The following is a 23,164-nucleotide window of genomic DNA, read 5'->3' on the forward strand; positions in this document are numbered from 1 at the left end:
GATTTTTTTAGTGTTTAAAATGCCGTATTCCGGTAAATACCATCGTCATCTTGTACTTATTTGCAGCCTCGATTACTTCCTGATCTCTTACACTTCCGCCGGGCTGAATAACGGCTGTAGCCCCCGATTGTGCTGCGGCAATCACACCATCAGCAAATGGGAAAAACGCATCGGATGCAATTGCACTTCCTTTCAGAGAAAGATCCTCATTCATCGCCTTTCGAACGGCAATTACAGAGCTTTCAACACGGCTGGTCTGCCCGGTTCCGATACCGCATGTAGACTGATCTTTTGTATACACAATAGCGTTCGATTTTACGTGCTTCACAACTTTCCATCCAAAAAGCATGTCAGATAGTTCTTTGTCCGTTGGTTTCCGGTCGGTAACCACTTGCAGATCATCGGCGGTGATTATTTTATTGTCGAACTGTTGATAAAGTGCACCACCTACAATAGATCGCGCTGAGTACTCATTATTGTGGTCTGGAAAATTTAAAATTTTAATCAGTCGGCGATTTTTTTTCTGTTTTAGAAACTCGATAACACCGTCTTCATATTCAGGAGCCAGTATAATTTCTGTAAAAATAGAATCGATTGATGTAGCTGTTTCCATATCCAGAGGGCGGTTTGTAATTACAATTCCGCCAAATGGAGAAACGGTATCCGTAGCAAAAGCTCGTTTATACGCTTCGTTTAAATTCGATTTTGTAGAAATTCCACAAGGCACTGTATGCTTGAATATTGCCACTGTGGGATCTTCATCTTTAAAATCGCCCATGGTTCGCAGCGCACTGTCTATATCAAGATAGTTGTTGTAGCTAAGCTCTTTTCCATGGAAGCAATCGATGAACTGATCCTGCTTTCCATATACAGACGCTTTTTGATGTGGATTTTCACCATACCGAAGTACGGCGTGTTTTGGCAGCGAAATGTTGAGCTGCTCCGGTAGTTCCTGATCGTCCAGATTGTTGAAATATTGACTGATAGCTGCATCATAATCAGCAGTATGCTCAAATGCTTTTCTTGCAAATCTCAAGCGGGAGGCATAACTAATTTTATTATCTGAATGTAACTCGTCCTGGAATTCGATGTATTGAGAAGGATCCGTTAAAATACAGACATGAGCAAAGTTTTTAGCTGCAGCACGAACCATTGTGGGTCCGCCGATATCGATATTTTCAGTTGCAGTAGCTGCATTTATATCCACATTTTTTACAACATCTTTGAACGGGTACAGATTTACAACCACAAGTTCAAAAGGTGAAATCTCCAGTTCTTCAATTTCATCGATATCGGGCTGATAACTTGTTCGTGCCAGGATTCCGCCGTGAATTTTTGGATGCAGGGTTTTTACCCGGCCATCAAGGCATTCTGCGAATCCTGTGATTTCGCTCACATCCGTTACAGGAATTTCTGCTTTACGAATTGCTTTGGCTGTTCCGCCCGTACTTACAATTTCTACACCGGCACTGTGAAGTATTTCGGCCAGTTCGGTAATGCCTGTTTTATCTGATACGGAAAGTAAAGCACGTTTTATTTTGAGAGGATTTTGAGGTAGAGAAGAGAGAGGTTTAAGAGACACTGTTCGGTTAAGTTATGATTGGTTGATTAATTTTTTTATGACTGATGGCAGCAGTTTATGTTCCGCTTTTAAAACTCGTTTTGCTAAAATTTCAGGTGTGTCGTTTGCATGAACCGGAACTTTTTTTTGGCTGATGATTGGACCTTTGTCGTACTCTTCATTTACAAAATGAACTGTACAACCGGTTTCTTTATCACCGGATTCCAGCACGGCTTTGTGAACATTCAGCCCGTAAAAGCCTTTTCCTCCAAATTTTGGAAGAAGTGCCGGGTGAATGTTAATAATTTTGTTCTGAAATTTTTTGATAACCGAATCCGGGATTTTTTTCAAAAAACCAGCGAGAACTATCAGGTCCGGGTTCCAGTCAGATAATTGTTTTTTAAGTTTAGAGGTAAATGATTCATCATCTTTATCCTCAATGACACAAACTGGTATGTCGAAGTTTTCGGCACGTTCTATCGCTTTTATTCCAGACTTATTGACAATGAGTCCGACAATTTTCGCACGTATTTCTCCCGAATCAATTTTATCAATGATAGCCTGCATATTTGTGCCCGATCCGGACGCAAAAATCACCAGTTTTTTCACAAAATCGGTTAAATGTTCTATATAATTGCTGACGCGGTAAAGATAAAGAATATCAGGCGGATTATTAGGACCTATTTAAAGCTTTTTTATAATAATAACTGCCAATAACCAACATCAATCCATTCATCAAATTTGTATCCAATTTCTTTGAGTTGTCCAACTTTTTTGAATCCAAATTTTTCGCACATGGCAATACTTGCAGGATTTGGCAAAGAGATTGCAGATATGACACAATGAAAGTTTCGTTCTTTTAATTTCTCAATCATTGCCCCTTTTAATGTTGAGCCGATTCCTTTTCCCAGATGACTTGAATCCAAATAAATGCTTGTTTCTACGGTGTATCTGTATGCTGCTTTTTCCTTCCACTTGTCGGCATATGTATAGCCAACGATTTGTTCCTTCTCTTGATAAACGATCCATGGATAATCCTTTGTGATTTGCCGGATTTGGGCTTCTGTTTCTTTCACTGAAACAGGTTGCTCCCGGAATGTTGCATGAGATTCTTCAACATATTTGTTGTAAATATCACGGATTTGTTTAGCATCATTTAAGACTACATCTCTTATCATTTAAACACCCCCTAAAGTGGTTTTTGGAACAAATGGTTGTTTATACTGTCTAAAGGTTAGGAATAATCAAGCAATTCAAAAACACAATGAAGAAAACAATAGGATCTATATTTACAATCGGTGGTCTGATACCCACAATTTATACAGGAATCAGTTACATAAATAACAGTGAGAGTTTTGGATTTTTAGGCGCCGATGTAGTTGTAAGTAAAGGAGATCCAATTCCAGTTATCATTTCTGTATTTGTTTTGGTGTTAGGAGTTATTCTCATTGGAACGAAAAATTAAATAAAAAAAAGTAAAGTATGTTACGATGGAGCATAACATTTTTAATTGTCGCAATTATCGCAGCTATTTTAGGATTTGGCGGAGTTGCCGGAGCTGCAGCAGGAGTCGCTGAGATACTTTTCTACATATTTTTAGTACTTTTTGTTGTGTCATTAATTTTTGGCAGGAATACCAAAGTTTAACCTGGTCAACTACATCTACTGATAAACAATGACGTCAATTATATTGAGCCATCGGGTAGTGTGACAAAGAATATGTAAACTCAAAATCATTGGTTAAAAAGCCGAAACCAATACAAGAATGTCTTAGAGAATACTTTAGGTATTCCTTTTACCGAGAATAATTCAGTTGAAGTGTTGCTAAATGGTGATGAGATATTTCCCGCCATGCTGAATGCCATTGAGAAAGCTGAAAAACAGATTGATTATTTAATATTCGTTTATTGATCAGGAGATGTGGCTGTTGAATTTGCCAAAGCTCTTTCTAAAAAAGCAGAGGAGGGTTTACAAGATCGTGTTGTTTTAGATAGTTATGGTGCCAGTTTTATGTCTGACGAACTCTCCTCATTGATGAAAAATCATGGCGTTGTATTGAAGTGGTTCCGCCCCCTTGTTCGCTGGAAAATTTGGAAAACAGATAATCGAACTCATCGTAAGGTGTTAATTTGTGATAAGAAAGTGGCATTCACCGGTGGTGTAGGAATTGCAAAAGAGTGGGAAGGGAATGCAAGAGACCCGTCAGAATGGAGAGAAACACATTTCAAGATAATGGGAGAGGGAGTAAGTGGTTTGCAAGCTGCCTTCATGGAAAACTGGATCGAAACAAATGGGTTTCTGCCCATTGATCCTGTATGGGAAGACGATCATATCGATCATCCTGACAATTATGGTAACTCTTTGATCCAGTGTCTGCGAACCTCAGCCTCTGTACGCTGGAGTGATATCATTATGCTTTACCAAACACTGATAAGAATCGCTCAGGAAAATATTTTGAAAAGCTCACAAAAATTGTCAAACAACAGATTTAAATTACCTTTCTATAACTATTCGTTACTGTGAATATCTGCTGAATCAGATTCCTGTATGACCGGTTTAAATGAGCGTTTGCCTTCTCGAAAAACCTGGTAATTATTGAATGACCAGATTATCTGATTTACAGTAATTTTAATGATGGTGGCGATTGGAATGGCAACGAGCATTCCAAGGATTCCGGCTGTCTGAGCACCAATCATAATGATAAACAGGATAGCAACCGGATGCATATCGGCTGATTTTGAAAAGATAAGAGGCTGGAGAACAATATTGTCGAGCAATTGTGCAAACATCACAGCGAGAATACAAGGAATGACCAGCGAAAAATTGCCTGTTTCAATAATGGAGATAAGAATGGATATGAGATAACCCATTACCGGCCCAAAATAGGGAATGGTATTTGCCACCCCAATAATAATGCCAACGGTACCGGCATTATTCAATCCGGCAACCGACAATGCCAACCACGATGCTACCCCAACAAGTGTACACTGTAACAACACGCTTCTGAAATAGTGCCCAAGACGGGTTTCAATTTTATCAATTAGGCTGAGTGTGGTTTCAAAATATTTATTTGGAACCATTTTCATGAGATCACGGCGAATTTTTGCCCCGTCTTTAAGAAAGAAGAACGTGGCGAACGGTATGACCAGAAAAGCAGCAAAAAGGTTCGTAAAGATGGAGATAACATTACCTAATACATTAGAGAGCCGTCCAAAATTAAAAATATCTTCAATAAATCCGGTTACGTTTTCTTCAAAATAACCGCTTGGGATAAAATCAAAATAGGTTCTCAGATTCGTTTCAATCTGCTGAGCAATAATGACTAAATTTTCACTCTGAAGCTGTCTTGTAAGAATAGCCATTCTATTAGCTACAATGGGTATAATACTGGTAGAAATCCAGATGATAATTAAGAAAACGGTTGCCAGTGTTATTCCAATCGCAATTGTCCGGGTCATGCCGGCCGTTTGCATACGGTTGACTATAGGTTCGAGCAGGTAACTAAATAGAAGTGCGATGATTGCATATACTGCCAGGCTACTGTAGTTATATAAAATCAACCCCACAACCAGTACTCCCGCTGCGAACAGGATCGATTTAACAACTTTTTCTACTGTTAGATTACTAAGCATGGAGTTTATCCGTAATACGGGGTAAAGATTTCTTGATTACAGAACCAGAGAATCCGCGTCCTGCAAGATATCGATAAATTTTCTGTTTTTGTTTGTATTTGTCTTTCTCTCTCAAGAAATGACGCTTTCGTTTCATCACCAAATCTACACAAATCTGCTGTTGCTGTAAATTGTCGGTTTTTTGGGACAGAACTTTATCGATAATTTTTCGGTCAATTCCTTTTCTGTAGAGGTGAGACTTAATTTTTTTTGGTCCCCATTGATTGAGTTCGGTTTTCTCTTCAACAAACTTTGCGGCAAATGATTCATCATTCAAATATCCTTTATCTGCCAAATTTTGAACGACTTGTTCAATATCATTTTTACTATACCCTTTTTTTTCAACTTTCTGCCTGAGCTCAAATGAGGAATGATCCCGTCTTGATAAATACCGGAAACAGGCTTCACGAATAGCAACCAAATCTTCAGCATCTTTCAGCTGTCGAAACAGAGAAGGCGTCAGTGAGACGCCTTCTTCAATCGAGAAATCATTTTTTGTTTTCCGGCTGATACCAATCAGGAACAGTTTATCATGAAAAAGAGAGTATCTGTCCTGATTCTTTTTCTGAACGGTAATTTTTGTGACGGACAGCGGGAGCTTTTTCTCAATCTCTGATTGCGTATTTCCGGATGCCCGTTGAATTTTATTCATCCTGTTCAGCGGTTTCTTTTTCTTTCTCCTTCTCGTCTGCTTTTTCTTCTTCATCCTCAGAAGGCATCAATTTTTTGCGAACAGTTTTTTCAATATTATTGCATAACTCTTCTTCCTCTTCAAGGAACTGCATGGCGGCATCAGTCCCCTGTCCAATTGGTTCACCATCGTATCGATACCAACTCCCTCGTTTTTCAATAATGTCATATTCAACGGCCAGGTCCAGAATTTCAGATGTACGGGAAATACCTTTGCCGTAAAGAATATTAAACTCAACCACTTTAAAAGGTGGAGCTACTTTGTTTTTGGCAATTTTTACCTTGGTTCGGTTCCCCATCACTTCATCACCTTTTTTGATGGAACCAATTCGCCGGATTTCAATTCGAACAGAGGAGTAGAATTTCAGGGCACGTCCGCCTGTTGTGGTTTCCGGATTTCCAAACATCACGCCAATTTTCTCCCGAACCTGATTTATAAATACACAAGCCGTGCGGGTTTTGCTAACCACGCCGGTAATTTTACGAAGGGCCTGGGACATCAATCGTGCCTGGAGACCCATGTGAGAATCACCCATTTCACCTTCCAATTCAGCACGTGGAACCAAGGCAGCAACAGAGTCAATCACAATCACATCCAGGGCACCTGAACGAATCAGGGTTTCAGTAATTTCAAGTGCCTGTTCACCACTATCGGGTTGTGAAATTAAAAGTTCATCCGTATTAATTCCCAGGTTTCGTGCATATTTTGGATCAAAGGCGTGCTCGGCATCAATAAATGCTGCATAACCACCCGCTTTTTGGGCTTCAGCTATCACCTGCAAGGCGAGGGTTGTTTTACCACTTGCTTCGGGACCGTAAATTTCTGTAACACGTCCCCTCGGTATTCCTTTTACACCCAGGGCATAATCCACCATAATGGAACCTGTAGAAATGGTAGGGACCTCGTTATCTGTCTGGTCTCCGAGGCGCATGACGGTTCCTTTTCCATGCTGTTTCTCAATTTGACCGATTGCAATGTCAATCGCTTTTTGTCTGTCGTTTTTGGATGATGCCATAATGTCTAATTTAATAGTTTAAAATTGTTTGATCACAAAATATCAACGGAAAGTGCCATCCTCATGTCACCCGGTTTCTATCTTTTATCTTTTGCACAAAATCTATCAGATATTATTGAATAACAAGCTGATTTGAATATATGTGCATTATATGTATGAACCAAATTTTCGTGATCCCTTACAAAAAAAGTTTAAAAAGCCACCTTCAAGCGTGCGTTAGCTCCTTGAAGCGTGGCGGTCACTCCTAATGAATTTGGGATGAGATACCTTAACCCAAAACGCTTCAAAGATCCCGGAAAAACACGGGGAACCCTTGAAGATTGCTCAAGATTGCTTTTTATTCATATAAAAACAAAAGGAATGAAACTTGAAGAAAATTGTTACTATCACATTTATCACAGAGGAATCGTCAAAAAAAATGTTTTTCTTGGTGAAAGGGATTACAAACACTTTTTGAATCGGTATCGTTATTATCTTTTATTAGCCGTTGATACATATGCTTTCTGCTTGTTAAAAAATCATATTCATCTTTTAATTAGAGTCAGATCTACAGACGAACAAAAATCAATATTTGAAAAGCTAAACATCAAAATGGCATCAGATTCTCTTCATGGACTCGGCTACAAACAATTTAAAGTCTATTCCGCCTCTACGCAGTTCGGACATTTGTTCAATAGCTATACGAAGTACTTTAACAAAAGAGAAGAAAGATCAGGAGTTCTTTTTGATGGACGATTTAAAAGAATCAAGGTTAATAATGAAGAGTATTTAGCTCAACTAATATGTTATATTCATAGAAATCCAATTCATCATGGATTTACAAGTAATTTTACAACCTATGACTATTCATCATACAATGAAATATTATCTAATCAGAGAACTCTTATTAGCAGGAATAAAGTATTGGATTTTCTTGGGGGTAGAGAAAACTTTATTGATGCACATGAGGAGTTTAAGGAGAACTTAGAAAACAAGTATTTTTTGGAAGAGTGATACAGCCACCTTCAAGCGTTCGTTAGCCCCTTTTAGCGTGGCGGATTTAAGGTGGCAAAGCGTATTGAAGCCAATTACCCACAACGCTTCAAGGACCTTCACTTTGTTACGGACGCTTGAAGGTTGTTTATAAACACCCAAAAAGCTCCCCAATCACTTTCTCACACTGCTCAGAAGTAGTATACGGAGCCGGGCCGATTCGTAAAATGTCATCTCTCGCATCCGTAAAAATATCTTTTTCAAGTAACATCGCTCTCAGTTTTCTGGCTTTATCTGATCGCAGTGCCAAAAATCCCCCCGATTCTTCTACCGGACGCTTATTTGCGTGCTCAATTCCAGATCCCTTAAAATTCTGCTCATCAAACAGTTCCCGAAGATAGGTTAATTGTGATGAGTATTGATTTCTGAGAACTTCCGAGTCGAGTCCCTGTTTTTTGAAAAATTCAGTGACCGCTGCCGCGCGGAATTGGGAGATGGGATCATAGGTAGCCGTGGCGAATTTCTGATCACCATCATCAAATTTTACAGGATGATCGTCTCTTGGATGATCCAATTGTTCAAAGGCAGAAAACCATCCTGTAATGACAGGCCGCAGCTCACAATCCTCCGGATATCGCAAAAAACAGTTCGCCTCGCCCCACTGCAAATATTTGTATCCGCCGATGAGCAAGTACACATGCTGCATGTTTTTTTCTTTGAGTGAGAGTGGTACTACATTCGTACCGTGATAGTCATCAATCATAATGGGTACGCCAGACTCTTTTGCAGCCTGTGCAATTTCCGGAAGTTTTGTGTTGACTTCAGCTGTCTCAAAATAGACACGGGAGAGCATCACAGCGGCGGTTCTTTCGTCCAGGTTTTGGCGGACAGATTCCAACAGTTTTTCATCATCTTTGTGAGGCAGATACACGATCTCCAGTCCTTCCTCTTCCAGCCGCCGAAGCTGGCGATACATCGAATGAAATTCACCTGTAGTTGTGAGAATTTTTGGCTTGTTCTTCAGGTCCAGCGAAGAAAGCCACGAAACCAGCAGTACGTGTGTATTCTGTTCGCGGCAGTACTTCCCGGTTGGGTCATCATAATAATCCCGGAGATAGCCGCGCATGATCTCCGTTTTTTCGAAACCAAACTCCCACTTTTTATCCACCTGTTCGGCAACGACCCGCATGTACTCCTGAACCCCATCAAATGCTGCATCCGGCCACGCCTGGTGCGAGTGACCAGTAAACAGCAGCCGGTTGGCCACATTAAAATGAGAATAGTGCGGCTGAAGTGATTTCGCTAAAATGTCAAATTGTTGCATAATCGTACATCGGCTCGTACATCCTCCGAAGTCTCAACTATGTTTGAACTTCGTAGAGCTGGCTTAGCGTAGGAGGACTGAGCCGATACCATTGTTTTGAATTTCTAAATGATAAAGCTGAACCGTCAAAATGAGAAGAGTTGGGGAGAGGTGCCAGAAGGAATTGAAAATAATCTCTACTTATGTCATTTTTATAGAGTTTGAATAATATTTCGACATTTATAGTTTTAGCTCTTCGAATCACCTGCACCCTTCACCGGTCTCCATCAAACCGAAATTAAAGAGATGCTGGGAGAGCCGGACAGCGTGAATGTTCTGACCAAAACTATGGAACACATCTGGGGTCCGCAGGAACGGTTGTGGTATAAGTTGAAGATGGGAGAGGAGCTCGTCACATGAATCTACAGAGACAGTGAAGGCAGAAAAGAGCTCTACTTTCTAAACGACTCAACCAAAGTGGCCGGCGAGTTTTACTGGTATAATGATGAGAGCAAGAACCCGCAGTTTTAAATGCCACGGAAGCACAGAGAAACATAGTTTTTCCGTGTCTTTGTGGCAATCCTTTTCATCACAAATTGTCTTCTTCAAATCAAACAGACTCCAAACTCCCCTCAAGCAATTTCCCAATCTCCTGTTTCGATACACCTAATTTGAGCAAGGCTTTCATCATTAAGTCCAGCGTAATGCCGGAATCTCCGGCTTCCATTTTTGCAATTCTGGATTGGCTGGATCCAATCGCTGAAGCAAGCTGTTCTTGTGTCCACCCAATCTTTTTTCTTTGGGATTTGATCAGACCGCTAAGTTCCAAATGAATTTCAATGAATGCTTCCTCTTCAGGGGCGAGTTCTAAAAAATCTGCCGCAGATCCTATCTGAAATCCTTTTGCTTCCAGTTCTTTTCGTCTTTTTTCATCCATAATGCTCTCATTTACTATCAGACTCTATTTGAGTATATTAAAATATGATCAAAAAGAGTTCAAATATCGTCGCGCGGAATAAAGAGATCTTGGGAGGAACTCCGGTTTTTAAAGATACACGGGTTCCTGTTAAAGCTCTTTGGGATTATCTGAAAGCCGGTGATACTGTTGAAGAATTTTTGGAAGACTTTCCTTCTGTAAAACGAGATCAAGTGATAGCACTTCTTGAACGAGCTCAAAAAAGAGTCGTTCCCTCCAAATGATTCGGATTCTGCTCGATGAATGCCTCCCTGTAAAATTGATGTATCGCTTCCAGGAGTATGAACAAAATTTTGAGGTCTCAACCGTGACCGCAGAAAAATGGACGGGAATTAAGAATGGTATCTTACTCGATAAAGCACAAGAAACATTTGATGTGTTTGTGACAATCGATCAAAATCTTTCCTACCAGCAAGATTTATCAAATTTTGATATTGCAATAGTTGCTATTCAAGCAAAATCGAATCGATATAAAGATCTGTTAAAATTCGTTGAGCCTGCTTCTAAAATTATTAAAAATACAGAGGCTAAAAAGTTTTATACGGTTTAAAATCCTAAATGCCGTGTCCCTGATGAAATCTCTGACTGAGATTTTATCTGTCTCCTCTCAAGAGGAGAACATATTACTTCTGCGACTCCGCGTCTCAGCGTTTTCTACTCAAAATCACCCTTTCTCAAACCGTTCAGCTAACCGTTCTTCATTCACGCGTTTAAAGCTTTCCAGTTTATCTTCATCAAGAGAAGCAACTGTCATCTCACGTTTTCCTAAGGCTCCTTGCGCTCTTGCGATTTTCCATCCGGCAACGGCCATCACAGCTCGGGCGGCTGAGGCGGCGCAATAGGTGGACAGAATAGCGTCATCTTTAGAAATTGAAGCCAGTTTTTTAAACACACCTGGAGTCCAGAGTTCTTCGTTGACTTCAGGCGAGAATGCATCATGAAAAATAAAATCTATGTTATGATTTATGATTGGCGATTTCTCATGCTCCTCAAAAAGATCATCAAAAAAACCAAACCAAAGGTGCAGTGAAAGTTGATCTGTTAGTTGAAAACGATTCATGCCCGGGTAGATATCCTGCAGGACGGTTCTTAACATCGGCAGGGATTTTTGAAGACCGGGTTCATCACCAAATTCAAAATCTTCAGTGATATCCGCATCAATTGGGAAGGCCTCTACACTGTAGTACGCGATTTCTGTTTCAACCTTGAATTCACGCAGATAGTCCAGAGTTAAAAGCAAGTTCAACCCCGTTCCGAATCCAACTTCAAAAATGTTTAGGGAATCCATGTTTTGGAAAGCATCCAAAAGGCCATTCGTCTCAAAAAAAACATGCCGGCTTTCGGCCACGGCTCCATTTGGATTGTGGTAAAGCTGATCAAATGTTGGAGAATAGAGAGAGGTGGAGCCGTCTCCGGTTTTTTGGATGGTTGGTTTTGAGCTTTTTTCTGGCATGTTTTAGAAAAATTTAGGATTTAAAACTCTCCTCTTGAGAGGGGAAAGTGAAATGAGCGTGTAGCGAATGAACTCGGGGTGTGTTCGTCAAGTAGTTAGCTGAAGCCTTGCTAAACACACCTCTGATAGCTCCGCTGAACGCTTCACTATCTGTCTCCTCTCGAGAGGAGAGTATTCACCTTACCGGATTTGCCGCATCTTTGCCCACAACCGTCATCCAGGGACGGACTTCCCAGCTTTCAACGATTCCATTCTTAACATACGGATCATTGTTGGCGAACTCTTCTGCGGATTTCGGCGACTCATCTTCGAATAAAAGATAAGCCTGATCGGAAGGATCTTGAAGTGCACCGCCAAGAATCAGTTTTCCATTTTCACTGGAATTCCAAGCTATTTTAAGATGCTCATCGCGGAATTCGCCTCGTCGTTCGAGATAGTCTGGGGCTAAGTTGTAGATTAACAGGTAATGCATATAATTCTTCTTTTGTATTGGGTTGATTGATCTGGCTATTAGCTGTCAGTTTATAATTATTGCTGAGGAGAAATAGCAAATCTCTATTATTCCGCAGACTTGAATCAATGATAACAATTTGAAGCTTTGTTGTCTGTAAAAATCGTTTTTATCACGGAATAAATTTTACCTGGAGTACGAGCACGAGAATGGATTCACCAAGATTCATCGGACCGGATTCACCAAAGGAGTAATTCAGATGAATTCTGGAGATCTCTTTTTGATCATCGCGGATAAACCGGGTGATTCCAAACGTGTATTGGTTTGAATACAATTTTGTAGCACTGACAAGTGATTGATCGGGCTCCTCATTCATTTCATCATACCGGCCTAAAACATGCCAGTTTTGAGTGATTCGATAGCCCGTTTCCAGGTAAAATCCCGACAATTTGTATTGATGTTCTGGATCTGCAGCAATTCCCCAATTATCATCTTTAGCTTTGAAATGGATGAGTTCCGCTTGTGCAAAGAATCGTGGAATGAGGAGGTCATCCAAAGAAGCACGCAGGGACCAGGAAGTTCGGTTAATATCTAAAGGTTCCGAACCGTTTTGAATTAGATTTCGCTGTTGATTTGTTGAGATATGCCCTCCCAATTCCAAGCCCTTCGCCACTTCAACATCAATTCTGCCGCCGTATAAACCGCTGCCAAAATCACGCTCAGAAAAAGAGGATCCGGCTTGCTGAAATCGCCCTAACCCGTTGCTGATCTGCACACCGTACCAGAGTTTTCCAACCTGTCCGTATGCCATCAAACCAATATCCCGAAAAGCGTTATATCCCATCAAAGAGGAAGATTTCGTGGTGATAGAAGGACGCTCAAAAAAGGGTAATTTGGATGAAAATCGTCGCGAGGTATCGTACGATTGGCCCGGCATCATTATTTGACCGGCGCGAACTGTGAAAGTTTTTGAGATTTCTGCATCCACATAAAAATCAAGCAGGGATGGAGTTTCAGTTGCCAGTTCAACCCAGGAGCTTATACTAAATGTCTCGTTTAGTGAGCCTTTAGCTGTCAGACGCGCACGCCGAATTCTAAATCCGGCAGTTTCCTGTCTTTGAACATTCAGCACGGGGAGGTTGCCCATTGAAGTATACAGAACATCTTGTTTTTGATAGATGTACCAGGTTTGCAGGTATCCGCCAACATCAAGTTTTGACTGGGAGTGAACGTTGCCAGGTGGGAAAAGCAGAAAAAAAACGATAAGAGAAAATAAAGTGGATACAGGGGGTTTCATTTGATTGTTGATATAGCCGAAGGTTTTTTCTCGTTTACTCTCTGATGCTCAACATTCTGTAAGCTATCTATATCAGATGAAGAATACGTTAAGTTGTCTTTTTATTATATTGGGTAGTCAATTCACGACAAAGAAAAGATTCAAAACATTTTAGTTTAAGCATCTGTATGACAACTGATTTACAAAACACAATACAAAAAAAAGCGGACGAATATTTTGAGTATATGGTTCAAATCCGGAGGCATCTCCACAAAAATCCGGAGGTAAGTTTTAAAGAGTTTGATACGACTGATTACGTTCTCCATGAACTCAAAAAAATGAAGATTGAAACTCAGCGTCCGATGGAGACCGGTTGCTTAGGGATTATAAGGGGGGATGATTCAGATCGTGTGATTGCTCTGAGAACAGATATAGATGCACTGCCGATGGATGAGGTGGGTGAGGCGAAGTCTGAGTTTATTTCTGAGCGACCCGGTGCCGCCCATTGCTGCGGCCATGACGGACATACTGCTAATCTTCTCGGCACAGCAAAAATTTTAACGGATTTGAAAGATCAGATTGACGGAACTATTGTTTTGATATTTCAGCCGGGAGAAGAGAAACTGCCGGGCGGAGGGCGAAAACTGACCGAGACGGGAGCTTTGCAGAAATTGGGAGTTCAGGAAGTGTACGGACTTCATACAAATCCAAATTATATGCCGGGTCAGGTGGCCGTAAAACCGGGTCCGCTCATGGCTTGTACGGTTGAATTTGATGTGACCATTCATGGAAAAGGCGGACATGCCGCGGCGCCTCATACGGCAGTGGACCCAATTGTGTTGGCGTCTCAAATTATTACACAGTTTCAAACCATTGTGAGTCGCTCAATGGATCCAACCGAACCAGCAGTGATTACCGTTGGAAAAATTGAAGCGGGTTCGGCGTTTAATGTGATTCCTGAAAATGCCAGGATGCTGGGAACTGTTCGGGCCTTCTCTATGGAAACTGCCCGATTCATCAAAAATAGGATGGAGGAGGTTATTAAAGGAGCAACGGATGGAGCCGGTGCTACTTATACATTTGAATTTGTTGAAGGATATCCGGCTGTAATTAATGATGAAGCAGTGTACGGAAAATGTAGTTTCAGCCGCAAAAAGCATATTAGGCGATGAGAATGTAATCAACCTGAAAAAACCGGTGATGGCGGGCGAGGATTTTGCTTTTTACCAGCAGGAATTTCCCGGCACGTTTTTCTTTTTGGGAACCGGGAGTGATGAAGCCGATTCAAAATGGAGCTGGCATCATCCAAGATATAATATCGATGAACGGGCGTTCAAAACCGGTGCGGCTCTGATGGCTGGTCTGGCGTTGGGAGCTTAAGAATGTCAAACCTGGCATTTGATAATGTTTCCGGTGATCTGTTTCAGTTGTCTGAACAGATGATTAAGGATGGATTGAAGGCATCCCGAGAAAGTGAACGCCTTCGGATTATCCTGCCCATTCACCGGACACAGGATGCCAGAGTTCAGCGGATGATCAATTTTCTGCAGCCGGGAACCTATATTCGTCCTCATAAACATCCGCTTGAACATGCTACAGAATCATTGGTTTTGATTGAGGGAAGCATTCGGTTTTATACATTTGATGAGAATGGAACTGTACTGACCAAAATTGAAATAAATGGCGAACCATTTCCCGGGGTGATCGATATTGAATCAAAGGTCTGGCATTCGTTTATTGTTTTGGAAGAGAACACGATTTTATTTGAATGCAAAAAAGGTCCTTATGATGCAGAGAATGATAAAATCTTTGCAGAATGGTCACCCGAAGAAGGAAATAATGATGTGGAGAAGTGGATGGAAAGATTTGAATAAAATCATAAAATGAGACAAAACATGAGTAATCTACCTAAAAAATTAGGAATAGGAATTGTTGGACTGGGGGTGATCTCTTATCAACACGCTCGGTCAACTTTGAATACAGAAAATGCGGAATTGATCGCCGCAAGCAGCCGGACGGAAGAGAACAGGGAAAATTTTTCCAAAGAGTTTGATGTACGGCTGTATGCTGATTATGATGAGATGCTAAAGCAGGATGATATTGATGCGATAAGCATCTGTACGCCAAGTGGAACTCATCTCGATTTTGGAATCAAAGCGGCAGAGGCGGGTAAGCATGTCATCGTTGATAAACCTATTGAAGTTTCGGTGGACCGCGGGCAGAGGTTGATTGAAAGTTGTGAGAATAATGGTGTGAAACTCGCGGTCATTTATCAAAACCGGTACTCTGATGCCGTTTTGAAATTGAAAGATGCGGTCGATTCAGGTAAAATTGGGAAACCGGTGATGGCCCGCGGAACGGTAAAATGGTTTCGCTCTCAGGATTATTATTCCGATTCCGGTTGGCGCGGAACTCTGGATCTGGATGGCGGTGGCGCGTTGATCAATCAATCCATCCACACCATAGATCTTTTGATCTGGATACTTGGCGATCTGAAATGTGTGTTTGGTTTGAAGGATACGTTGACTCACGAAGGAATTGAGGCAGAAGACAATTTGGTGGCTACACTGCAGTTTGTCAACGGAATGCTCGGACAGTTTGAGGCATCCACATCTATTGTACCACCGCAGCCCCGAACCATAGAGATTAACGGTTCGAAAGGAACGGCGATATTAAAGGGGGATGAATTTCAGTTGATTTCTAATGATGGTGAGACCTCCGATGATTTTAGCCAGCAAACAGATGACACCTTTTTTGTGAAGCAATACAGAAAAATTGTTAATGCTATTTTGAAGGGAGATCAACCGCCTGTCTCGGGACCGGAAGCGTTGAAATCATTAGCGGCAGTGGAAGCGATCTATGATTCTTGCAGACAGCACACTGCAGTAAACCCTTCGAAATACATATCTGAGGATTACCAGTTTTCAAAAAACCTTTATTCGTAGTTCCATGTCTGAGACGCTCACTCTGTACAGAAACGGTTTTTATGCAATGGCAACCCGTTTTTATGTTCTGATTCCGGGGTTGCAGGATGGAACCGGTGATGAACTGTTTCAGAAGATAAAAGATGAAGTAAACCGCATTGAATCACGGTTAAGCCGATTTATTGAGAAGAGTGAAATTTCGAAAATAAATCGTGATGCTTTCCATGCGGATGTGAAGACTGATGATGAATGTTTTGAGATTTTAACAGCGTGTAAATACGGATGGGAGATGACCGACGGTGCGTTTGACATTACTCTTCGTCCTCTAATGGATTATTGGAAAAATGAAGAAGAACAATCAGAAAAAAATCTGCAAACCATAAAAGAATCGGTGGGTATGCAGCATGTTGAGCTGGATGAAGAAGATCAAACCGTACGGTTTAAAACAGAAAAAACCGAACTGGATCTTGGAGGCTTTGGCAAAGGTTATGCCCTTGAAAAAGTGAAACAGATGATTGAAAGTTCGGCCGTAGAAAATGCGTTTATCAGTTTTGGGGAGAGTTCGGTGTTGGCGATGGGAGAACATCCGGCCGGAGGGGCCTGGAAAATCGGGATTAATAATTATAAAAATCCGGGGAATTCGATTCATGAATTTGAGGTGAGCAACGGATCGGTATCTACATCGAGCAATTTTTATCTGAATGATGATGGAGAACTGCAGAATCATCAGCATGTCATCAACCCAAAAACCGGCAAGCCGCACGAACAATTTACGGCAGCAAGTGTTTCTGCGAGCTCACCAATTTTAGCAGAAATATTATCAACAGCCTGTTTGTTATTGCCGGATGAAAAAATCCGTGAACTGATCGAAAAATATGATGATATTGAAATAGTGAAGGTTGATTATGAACCGGAAGAACCGGATGTAGTTTTATTTAAACCTGATATTTAAGTCATTGCGAGTAAAGCGAAGCAATCTCCGTAAGTCGTAAGAAGATTGCCACGGTCGCTCCGCTTCCTCGCAATGACAAAAACAAGTACAAATCCATAACAGACAGATCACATGAGTATCAACAGAAAACAATTCCTCGAAATGACGGCGGCGCTTGCCGGTTCATCTGTAATGACCACCACAATGCCCTGGTTTTCCATTTTTAACAATCCAGCTCCAACGGGAATGGGAGCATCCGACAGAGTCCGCCTTGGAGTGATTGGAGTGGGCTCACGGGGAACAGGGTTGGTCCAAAATCTACAGGAACTCGAGAAAACAATGAATCTCGAAATTGCGGCTGTCTGTGATAATTATGAGCCACACTACGAACGGGCTATCGAACTGACCGGCGGAAATGCAGAAGCGTTTTATGATTATCGAAAAATGATTGATGAGGTAGAATTGGATGGTGTTGTGATTGCCACTCCGCTTTATGAGCATGCCCAGATGACGATCGATGCGATGCAGGCAGGTTTGCATGTGTATTGCGAAAAAGCGATGGCGCGACATCTTGAAGATGTAAAAAGGATGTATGATACACATATTGAAGAGGATAAAATTCTGTTGATCGGCCACCAGCGCTTGTTCAATCCCGTGTATCTGCAATCGATGGAAAAAATTAAGCGTGGGGATTTAGGTCCTCTGGTGATGATGCGCGGTTGGTGGACCCGAAATACGGACTGGGTGTTTTATGAAAATACAGGCGGGCGCGGAACGGAATTAGACCGCCGGCTCAACTGGCGTTTTTATGAGGATCTGTCTGCCGGAATGATCTCTGAACTCGGCTCTCATCATTTCCAGGTTGCGAATTGGGTGTTGGGATCTCCGCCGGAATCGGTGATGGGAAGCGGCAGCATCAACTTTTTTGATGATGGCCGGGAAGTGTATGACAATTTTGGGTTGATCTTCAGATACCCGGACAACATCCATTTTGTATATGATTGCATCACGAGCAATAAGCATAATGGAGTACAGGTTCAGGTAATGGGAAATGATGGTACGTTAGAACTGGAATCGAACATGCAGTACCAGGAAAATCCGCCTGAACCGCCCGCTATGCAAAAATTAGTAGAATGCATCGAGCAGAATAAAAATGAGGCAATTCCGATTGGCGGTGCAACGTGGGTTCTCAACTCACCTGTTCGAATGGGCGGTGAATACATCACACCTGACTATGAAATGAATGATACACTTCTCTACCTGGAGGGATTTGTGAACTTCATCAGGAAAGGAAGTGCCCCTGAAAAACTGACCAAAGAAGGATACAATGCATCCGTTTGGACTTTGCTTGCCGAACAGGCCACCAAAACCGGAGAACGTGTTACAGCACCTGAAGAATATATTTTGAGTTGAGAAAATTTCCCCCTTTGAAGGGGGAAAGTGAGTCCGATCCGATTTATCGGAATCGGAAGAACTCGGGGGATGTACACCACACGCCCAAAAATGACGGACTCCCCAATTGTAAAGAAGCGGAGCTTCTGGCGTTGTATTCCAAAGGAGGACCTTTGGAATGAGTAAAGTTACAAACTTGAACCAGCTTTATTGGAACTGAAGGGGAGGAGAGCTGAACGTGGAGAGAGGCAGAAATAAAAAAAGCGCCCGGAACACATCTGATCATCCTTCCTGTCCGAAAGAAATTCACAAAAAGGCCGCGGACTATTATTTCGACCTATCAACAATCACACCGTAGTGTTTTTGTCAAGTGTGTTCAATTGTAATTAGCACAATTCCGGTGCTATTGTCAATACCTAAACTCAATTACTTTCCCACAACTTTTCCACAAAGTTATCCACATTTTGAGTCTCAAACTCCAAATCCTAAACACCAAATTCCAAACATCTTTAACTATAACCGAATGCATCTAACTGTTTGAGATTTGGAATTTGAAATTTGGTATTTTTTCGAATCACAAAAGTATTTCTGAAATCTTGAATAACGAATTATTGATGAATACAGTTGTACCTGAATTCTCCTTTTGGGAACGCGAAGAATGGCTCAAATCACCCGATCTGTTTATTGTTGGAGCGGGAATTGTTGGCGCATCGACAGCACTCTTCTACAAAGAGAAATATCCGGATCACGATGTGGTGGTGGCTGACCGCGGGTTTGCACCGTACGGTGCCAGTACACGAAATGCTGGCTTTGCTTGCATCGGTTCCATTTCCGAACATCTGGCTGATATCAAAAGAGCGGGGGAGGAGACGGTTTTTAATCGTATTGAACGACGATGGAATGGATTACAACTTCTCAGGCAAACCATCGGTGATGAAAATATGGATTACATCCACACCGGTGGCTATGAGATTTTTACTGACCAGGAGAAGTTTGAGAAATCAAGAGACCAGATCGGTCGAATGAATCAAATCCTGGAAGATCGACTGGGATTGACGGAAGTGTATTCATCAACCGAATACCGGGGATACCCGGCGATCAAAAACAGGGTGGAGGGAGCTATCAACAGTGGAAGAATGATGAGGCATCTGCATGAAAAGCTTTCAAAAGCGGGTGTACGTCTTTGGTGGAACTGCCCGGTTACCTCCGTGAAATCAAATCGAGCGGTGCTGAATGATTCGATTGAAATCACCCCTAATAAAATGGTACTTGCTGTCAATGGATTTATTTCGAACCTGGTGGATATTCCAGTGAAACCGGCAAGAGGATTTATATTCATCACAAAACCGATCAAAGATTTTAAATGGAAAGGTATCTTCCACTACAACGAAGGTTACGTTTATTTTAGAGATCTGGGAGATCGATTACTGTTGGGAGGTGGTAGAGATCGGGCAATTATTGAAGAAACCACGGATCAATTCGGTACCAATCAAACCATAAAAAATTATCTTATCGATTTTGCTGAAAATGTGATTAACGTGCCGCCTGATTTCGAGATTGATATGGAATGGAGCGGAATTATGGGAATGACCGAAAATAAGGAGCCGATCATCAAAGAAGTTGAGCCAAATGTTTGGGCGGCGGCTGGCCTTAGCGGAATGGGCATTGCCATCGGGATGCAGGTGGCGAAGGATGTTGTATTACAAATGAGTATCGAGTAGCAAGTATTGAGTATTAAGATCTGAAACTAAATATACTCAATACTCGCTACTTAATACTTACTACTCGTTATTAATCAATTCATCCAACTCATTTAACAACTCACCATATCTTGAGTAATCACCATCTTCAAGGGCAGTTCTCAGATCAGCCCAAATGGATCGGATTTCATCCAATTGTTCAGCGATTTGAGGATCTACAACAAGACTATCTCCGGGAGCTTGAGCAGCAATTTGTCGCTGTGCCAATTCGGTAGCTGTTTCTGGTACGATAAAATCGGCTTCGTCTCCAAACAGATCAAAAATAGCTTGTTCAATGGTCGGTTGCATCGCTATATCATCACCGATAGCCACAATCACTCGTTGAAGCTGCGGGATATCCACTCCTTCAGCTAAAAGGAAAACCGGTTCAACATAGAGGAATGAATTTTCTATAGGTATCACCATCAGATTTCCGCGAATCACACGAGAACCTCTCTGATCCCACAATGCAATTTGCCGTGAAATTTCCGGGTCCTGGTCAATTCGGGCTTCAATTTGAGCCGGCCCGTAAATAAGCCGCTCTTTTGGAAGTTTATAAACAATCAGATCGCCGTAGTTTGCAGCATCTGATTTAGCAGCCATCCAGGAGATCATATTATCCCTGTTTTCAGGAGTGAGCGGACTGATGAGCATAAACTCCAGTTTTGGGTCGTCTGGAAGCCGGGCTAACACATAATAAGGTTCCATAATTAATTGCTGACCGCCGTATTTTTCATTGGGACGGGTCCAGAGATCCTCCTGGTTGTAAAACACTTGCGGTGTGGTCATGTGGTATCGCGAAAAGGTTTTTATCTGAATTTCAAACAGATCCTGTGGATACCGGAAATGGTTTTCCATACCGTCTGGCAATTCATCTAAGGATTTGAAAACATTTGGAAAAAGAGAATCATACACTTCTAAGACCGGATCTTCCTCATCAATTACATAATAATCTACGGAACCCTCGTATGCATCCACTACAATTTTTACTGAATTCCGGATGTAGTTATATCGTCCCTCGTATTGTTCGGAGTAGGGGAAATAGGATGAAGTTGTATAAGCATCCTGGATCCAGTAGAGTTTACCGTTGTTGAGAACAAGATACGGATCGCTGTCGAGCTGCAAGAAAGGTGTAATTTTGTTGATCCGCTCCTGCACACTTCGCCAGGTTTGAAGGCGGCTTTCATCCTGGATGTAATCCGATAGAAGGATATTCATATCACTCAATTCCCAGGCGAAAAGAAGTTTTCTGAAAAAGTTATTAAACGGAATTCCACCTGTACCGTCGTAATGGATATATACATTTTCATCACCCTCGGGATAGTGAAGCTCTTCCACGCCACTGTTTACGATGTAATATCCCGAACTGTTTTCTCCATAATAGATAGCGGGTTTGTCAACGCGAAGATCGTCACTTTCATAAACCGGTGGCAGATTTCGTACCGACAGAATGGGTTCGCCCTGGCTGTTGGTTTCGGTCACGGGGCTCATCACCATTCCGTAACCGTGCGTGTATTGCATATGGCGGTTTACCCATGTATCCGATTGGCTGGGCAGATCTCTTGCAATTTCACGCGCCGAGAGCATCATCTGTTTAACATCGCCATCTACCGTGTAACGGTCATTGTCAACATTATAAAACTCGTAATAAGATCGAATCTCCTGGAGCTGTTTGTAGGTGCCAATCAGAAGGCGTGGATCCCAGAGACGGATATTATTAACGGCATCCTGGTTGTTGCGAATGTCGGTAATGCCAAGTGTGTCATCTGCTTCATATTCAACCTCTTCAACATTGTCGAGATTATAGGCAAGCCGGGTCATTTCAATATTATTTTCGAGGTAGGGAGTTTCCAGCTCCAGTTCATTTGGCTCTACACTGAACTGTTGTACCACAGATGGAATCAACACTCTACCCAGGACCAGTACGGCAACAAAGAGTGCGATTATTCCCGGAATATATTTTGTCAGCTTGATCCAGTGATTCAAAAAGAAAATGAGTGATAGTAAAAGTGAAAGAATAAAAAGAATCCAGATGGAGGGGAGCTGAATCATCACATCGGTATAACCGGCGCCGAACACTATTCCGTCTGATTTGAAGAGGAGTTCGTATCGATCTAAAAAGAAACCCCAAGAAAGCAGTAAGAGCCATATTCCGGCGTTAATCGTGATGTGATTCAATACCTGGTCACGCGCATCAAAACGGTTAAATGATTGAACTCTGAACAATCCTGTAAAAACATAGGCCAGAACAAGTATGGCCAGTGTTAAAAATACGATAGAAACCAGTGACCCTTGCAGGACATTTAAAAAGGGAAGGTCGAACATATAGAATCCAATATCGTTGCCAAATAGTGGATCAACTTCCCCGAATTCAATTCCACTGATAAACCGTAGTGATTCGTCCCAGCGAATATAGAAACTGAATGCAAACATCATAGCAATAACAAGGGCCGCCATTGTAAAAAACTGGCGCATTCGTTTATAAGCTTCATCACTCGAGAAGTTTATATTGACTCCCTGGAGAGGTGTCCCTGCGAGACTTACGTTACGTAATTGCTTGGCGAGATATCGGAAATTGAAGGTAAAGTAAATGGCGGCGATCAGGAAAGCTCCCAGCGTAAGAATAACCTGAGTCCCGCGGAGCGTCCAAAAAATTTGGGAATAACCAAGTTCCTCAAGCCACATCCACTCAAAAATCCAGGTTGATGATATGGATAAAAGTACCAGGGGAATTGCTATAATCAGAAAAAGACGAATAAATCTTGGAGACATATACTATTAGCTCATTTCTAAATTTAGATCAGTATAA

The 23,164-nt window shown here is 41.7% G+C and carries 25 protein-coding genes; 13 read left to right on the top strand and 12 right to left on the bottom strand.

Going from position 1 to position 23,164, the window contains the following annotated elements; all coding sequences use genetic code 11:
* Positions 1 to 7: 7 nt before the first annotated feature.
* The 3 genes from purH to U5K72_06860 all read right to left on the bottom strand — a co-directional run bounded on the left by purH (position 8) and on the right by U5K72_06860 (position 2,739).
* Entirely contained in the window at positions 8 to 1,582 is a 1,575-nt protein-coding gene (gene purH / locus U5K72_06850; GenBank protein ID MDZ7718518.1) for a bifunctional phosphoribosylaminoimidazolecarboxamide formyltransferase/IMP cyclohydrolase, read from the bottom strand.
* Between the two features lie 12 nt (positions 1,583 to 1,594).
* A complete protein-coding gene (purN, locus tag U5K72_06855) occupies positions 1,595 to 2,170 on the bottom strand; it encodes a phosphoribosylglycinamide formyltransferase (protein ID MDZ7718519.1) in 576 nt (191 codons plus the stop codon).
* A gap of 86 nt (positions 2,171 to 2,256) precedes the next feature.
* The gene (locus tag U5K72_06860) at positions 2,257 to 2,739 is read right to left on the bottom strand and encodes an N-acetyltransferase family protein (protein MDZ7718520.1); all 483 of its coding nucleotides are present in this window, start codon (positions 2,737 to 2,739) and stop codon (positions 2,257 to 2,259) included.
* An 86-nt stretch (positions 2,740 to 2,825) separates the two neighbouring features.
* Between U5K72_06860 and U5K72_06865 the strand changes: the two genes are divergently transcribed.
* The 3 genes from U5K72_06865 to U5K72_06875 all read left to right on the top strand — a co-directional run bounded on the left by U5K72_06865 (position 2,826) and on the right by U5K72_06875 (position 4,084).
* Positions 2,826 to 3,026, top strand: coding sequence for a hypothetical protein (locus U5K72_06865; protein ID MDZ7718521.1), 201 nt, complete (start codon positions 2,826 to 2,828; stop codon positions 3,024 to 3,026).
* Positions 3,027 to 3,043: 17 nt separating this feature from the next.
* On the top strand, positions 3,044 to 3,208 hold the full coding sequence (locus U5K72_06870; protein MDZ7718522.1) for a DUF1328 domain-containing protein: 165 nt from the start codon (positions 3,044 to 3,046) through the stop codon (positions 3,206 to 3,208).
* A 273-nt stretch (positions 3,209 to 3,481) separates the two neighbouring features.
* Positions 3,482 to 4,084, top strand: coding sequence for a hypothetical protein (locus U5K72_06875; GenBank protein ID MDZ7718523.1), 603 nt, complete (start codon positions 3,482 to 3,484; stop codon positions 4,082 to 4,084).
* Here U5K72_06875 and U5K72_06880 read toward each other — a convergent pair.
* From U5K72_06880 to recA, 3 genes are read right to left on the bottom strand one after another with little or no spacing between them, the layout of a single operon-like run.
* Positions 4,069 to 5,193, bottom strand: a complete 1,125-nt coding sequence (locus U5K72_06880; GenBank protein MDZ7718524.1) for an AI-2E family transporter — start codon at positions 5,191 to 5,193, stop codon at positions 4,069 to 4,071. The two genes, U5K72_06875 and U5K72_06880, sit on opposite strands and share 16 nt — an antisense overlap.
* Entirely contained in the window at positions 5,186 to 5,884 is a 699-nt protein-coding gene (locus tag U5K72_06885) for a regulatory protein RecX (protein MDZ7718525.1), read from the bottom strand. Before U5K72_06885 ends, U5K72_06880 begins: the two co-directional genes overlap by 8 nt.
* Positions 5,877 to 6,938, bottom strand: a complete 1,062-nt coding sequence (recA, locus tag U5K72_06890) for a recombinase RecA (protein MDZ7718526.1) — start codon at positions 6,936 to 6,938, stop codon at positions 5,877 to 5,879. Before recA ends, U5K72_06885 begins: the two co-directional genes overlap by 8 nt.
* Positions 6,939 to 7,196: 258 nt before the next feature.
* On the opposite strand from recA, the gene U5K72_06895 reads away from it, so the two are divergent.
* The gene (locus tag U5K72_06895) at positions 7,197 to 7,931 is read left to right on the top strand and encodes a hypothetical protein (protein MDZ7718527.1); all 735 of its coding nucleotides are present in this window, start codon (positions 7,197 to 7,199) and stop codon (positions 7,929 to 7,931) included.
* Between the two features lie 127 nt (positions 7,932 to 8,058).
* Here U5K72_06895 and U5K72_06900 read toward each other — a convergent pair whose 3' ends face one another.
* Complete coding sequence (locus U5K72_06900) at positions 8,059 to 9,234, bottom strand: hypothetical protein (protein MDZ7718528.1); 1,176 nt, start codon at positions 9,232 to 9,234, stop codon at positions 8,059 to 8,061.
* A 589-nt stretch (positions 9,235 to 9,823) separates the two neighbouring features.
* Positions 9,824 to 10,150 carry a helix-turn-helix transcriptional regulator gene (locus tag U5K72_06905; protein MDZ7718529.1) on the bottom strand — a complete coding sequence of 109 codons (327 nt, stop codon included), beginning with the start codon at positions 10,148 to 10,150 and terminating at the stop codon, positions 9,824 to 9,826.
* Positions 10,151 to 10,194: 44 nt separating this feature from the next.
* Between U5K72_06905 and U5K72_06910 the strand changes: the two genes are divergently transcribed.
* Positions 10,195 to 10,413: a DUF433 domain-containing protein gene (locus U5K72_06910; protein ID MDZ7718530.1), complete on the top strand. Its 219-nt coding sequence runs from the start codon at positions 10,195 to 10,197 to the stop codon at positions 10,411 to 10,413.
* Positions 10,410 to 10,739 (top strand): hypothetical protein, encoded by a 330-nt coding sequence (locus U5K72_06915; GenBank protein MDZ7718531.1) that lies wholly within the window; start codon positions 10,410 to 10,412, stop codon positions 10,737 to 10,739. Before U5K72_06910 ends, U5K72_06915 begins: the two co-directional genes overlap by 4 nt.
* Before the next feature lie 114 nt (positions 10,740 to 10,853).
* Here the strand turns inward: U5K72_06915 and mnmD are convergent, their stop codons facing one another.
* The 3 genes from mnmD to U5K72_06930 all read right to left on the bottom strand — a co-directional run bounded on the left by mnmD (position 10,854) and on the right by U5K72_06930 (position 13,390).
* Positions 10,854 to 11,642 (bottom strand): tRNA (5-methylaminomethyl-2-thiouridine)(34)-methyltransferase MnmD, encoded by a 789-nt coding sequence (gene mnmD / locus U5K72_06920; GenBank protein ID MDZ7718532.1) that lies wholly within the window; start codon positions 11,640 to 11,642, stop codon positions 10,854 to 10,856.
* Between the two features lie 175 nt (positions 11,643 to 11,817).
* The gene (locus U5K72_06925) at positions 11,818 to 12,114 is read right to left on the bottom strand and encodes a YciI-like protein (GenBank protein MDZ7718533.1); all 297 of its coding nucleotides are present in this window, start codon (positions 12,112 to 12,114) and stop codon (positions 11,818 to 11,820) included.
* 151 nt (positions 12,115 to 12,265) lie between these two features.
* Complete coding sequence (locus U5K72_06930; GenBank protein MDZ7718534.1) at positions 12,266 to 13,390, bottom strand: porin; 1,125 nt, start codon at positions 13,388 to 13,390, stop codon at positions 12,266 to 12,268.
* A 167-nt stretch (positions 13,391 to 13,557) separates the two neighbouring features.
* Between U5K72_06930 and U5K72_06935 the strand changes: the two genes are divergently transcribed.
* The 7 genes from U5K72_06935 (at position 13,558) to U5K72_06965 (ending at position 20,337) form a co-directional block, all read left to right on the top strand.
* On the top strand, positions 13,558 to 14,541 hold the full coding sequence (locus U5K72_06935) for an amidohydrolase (GenBank protein ID MDZ7718535.1): 984 nt from the start codon (positions 13,558 to 13,560) through the stop codon (positions 14,539 to 14,541).
* Positions 14,483 to 14,749 (top strand): M20/M25/M40 family metallo-hydrolase, encoded by a 267-nt coding sequence (locus tag U5K72_06940; protein MDZ7718536.1) that lies wholly within the window; start codon positions 14,483 to 14,485, stop codon positions 14,747 to 14,749. The genes U5K72_06935 and U5K72_06940 overlap by 59 nt, the downstream gene beginning before the upstream one ends.
* Positions 14,750 to 14,751: 2 nt before the next feature.
* Entirely contained in the window at positions 14,752 to 15,243 is a 492-nt protein-coding gene (locus U5K72_06945) for a WbuC family cupin fold metalloprotein (protein MDZ7718537.1), read from the top strand.
* A 21-nt stretch (positions 15,244 to 15,264) separates the two neighbouring features.
* Positions 15,265 to 16,314: a Gfo/Idh/MocA family oxidoreductase gene (locus tag U5K72_06950; GenBank protein MDZ7718538.1), complete on the top strand. Its 1,050-nt coding sequence runs from the start codon at positions 15,265 to 15,267 to the stop codon at positions 16,312 to 16,314.
* A gap of 4 nt (positions 16,315 to 16,318) precedes the next feature.
* Positions 16,319 to 17,245, top strand: a complete 927-nt coding sequence (locus U5K72_06955) for an FAD:protein FMN transferase (protein ID MDZ7718539.1) — start codon at positions 16,319 to 16,321, stop codon at positions 17,243 to 17,245.
* A gap of 111 nt (positions 17,246 to 17,356) precedes the next feature.
* Positions 17,357 to 18,637: a Gfo/Idh/MocA family oxidoreductase gene (locus tag U5K72_06960; protein ID MDZ7718540.1), complete on the top strand. Its 1,281-nt coding sequence runs from the start codon at positions 17,357 to 17,359 to the stop codon at positions 18,635 to 18,637.
* 575 nt (positions 18,638 to 19,212) lie between these two features.
* A complete protein-coding gene (locus U5K72_06965; GenBank protein ID MDZ7718541.1) occupies positions 19,213 to 20,337 on the top strand; it encodes an FAD-dependent oxidoreductase in 1,125 nt (374 codons plus the stop codon).
* 60 nt (positions 20,338 to 20,397) lie between these two features.
* On the opposite strand, the gene U5K72_06970 is transcribed toward U5K72_06965, so the two are convergent.
* Positions 20,398 to 23,127: a UPF0182 family protein gene (locus U5K72_06970; protein MDZ7718542.1), complete on the bottom strand. Its 2,730-nt coding sequence runs from the start codon at positions 23,125 to 23,127 to the stop codon at positions 20,398 to 20,400.
* Between the last annotated feature and the right edge of the window lie 37 nt (positions 23,128 to 23,164).

The organism is Balneolaceae bacterium (assembly GCA_034521495.1).
GTDB lineage: Bacteria > Bacteroidota > Rhodothermia > Balneolales > Balneolaceae > Rhodohalobacter.

Bases quoted from the DNA above. Each gene is read 5' to 3' on its own strand.
- U5K72_06860 (MDZ7718520.1), bottom strand. From the start codon at position 2,739: ATGATAAGAGATGTAGTCTTAAATGATGCTAAACAAATCCGTGATATT.
- U5K72_06865 (MDZ7718521.1), top strand. From the start codon at position 2,826: ATGAAGAAAACAATAGGATCTATATTTACAATCGGTGGTCTGATACCC.
- U5K72_06870 (MDZ7718522.1), top strand. From the start codon at position 3,044: ATGTTACGATGGAGCATAACATTTTTAATTGTCGCAATTATCGCAGCT.
- U5K72_06880 (MDZ7718524.1), bottom strand. From the start codon at position 5,193: ATGCTTAGTAATCTAACAGTAGAAAAAGTTGTTAAATCGATCCTGTTC.
- U5K72_06885 (MDZ7718525.1), bottom strand. From the start codon at position 5,884: ATGAATAAAATTCAACGGGCATCCGGAAATACGCAATCAGAGATTGAG.
- recA (MDZ7718526.1), bottom strand. From the start codon at position 6,938: ATGGCATCATCCAAAAACGACAGACAAAAAGCGATTGACATTGCAATC.
- U5K72_06895 (MDZ7718527.1), top strand. From the start codon at position 7,197: ATGAGATACCTTAACCCAAAACGCTTCAAAGATCCCGGAAAAACACGG.
- U5K72_06900 (MDZ7718528.1), bottom strand. From the start codon at position 9,234: ATGCAACAATTTGACATTTTAGCGAAATCACTTCAGCCGCACTATTCT.
- U5K72_06905 (MDZ7718529.1), bottom strand. From the start codon at position 10,150: ATGGATGAAAAAAGACGAAAAGAACTGGAAGCAAAAGGATTTCAGATA.
- U5K72_06910 (MDZ7718530.1), top strand. From the start codon at position 10,195: ATGATCAAAAAGAGTTCAAATATCGTCGCGCGGAATAAAGAGATCTTG.
- U5K72_06915 (MDZ7718531.1), top strand. From the start codon at position 10,410: ATGATTCGGATTCTGCTCGATGAATGCCTCCCTGTAAAATTGATGTAT.
- mnmD (MDZ7718532.1), bottom strand. From the start codon at position 11,642: ATGCCAGAAAAAAGCTCAAAACCAACCATCCAAAAAACCGGAGACGGC.
- U5K72_06925 (MDZ7718533.1), bottom strand. From the start codon at position 12,114: ATGCATTACCTGTTAATCTACAACTTAGCCCCAGACTATCTCGAACGA.
- U5K72_06930 (MDZ7718534.1), bottom strand. From the start codon at position 13,390: ATGAAACCCCCTGTATCCACTTTATTTTCTCTTATCGTTTTTTTTCTG.
- U5K72_06935 (MDZ7718535.1), top strand. From the start codon at position 13,558: ATGACAACTGATTTACAAAACACAATACAAAAAAAAGCGGACGAATAT.
- U5K72_06940 (MDZ7718536.1), top strand. From the start codon at position 14,483: ATGATGAAGCAGTGTACGGAAAATGTAGTTTCAGCCGCAAAAAGCATA.
- U5K72_06945 (MDZ7718537.1), top strand. From the start codon at position 14,752: ATGTCAAACCTGGCATTTGATAATGTTTCCGGTGATCTGTTTCAGTTG.
- U5K72_06950 (MDZ7718538.1), top strand. From the start codon at position 15,265: ATGAGTAATCTACCTAAAAAATTAGGAATAGGAATTGTTGGACTGGGG.
- U5K72_06955 (MDZ7718539.1), top strand. From the start codon at position 16,319: ATGTCTGAGACGCTCACTCTGTACAGAAACGGTTTTTATGCAATGGCA.
- U5K72_06960 (MDZ7718540.1), top strand. From the start codon at position 17,357: ATGAGTATCAACAGAAAACAATTCCTCGAAATGACGGCGGCGCTTGCC.
- U5K72_06970 (MDZ7718542.1), bottom strand. From the start codon at position 23,127: ATGTCTCCAAGATTTATTCGTCTTTTTCTGATTATAGCAATTCCCCTG.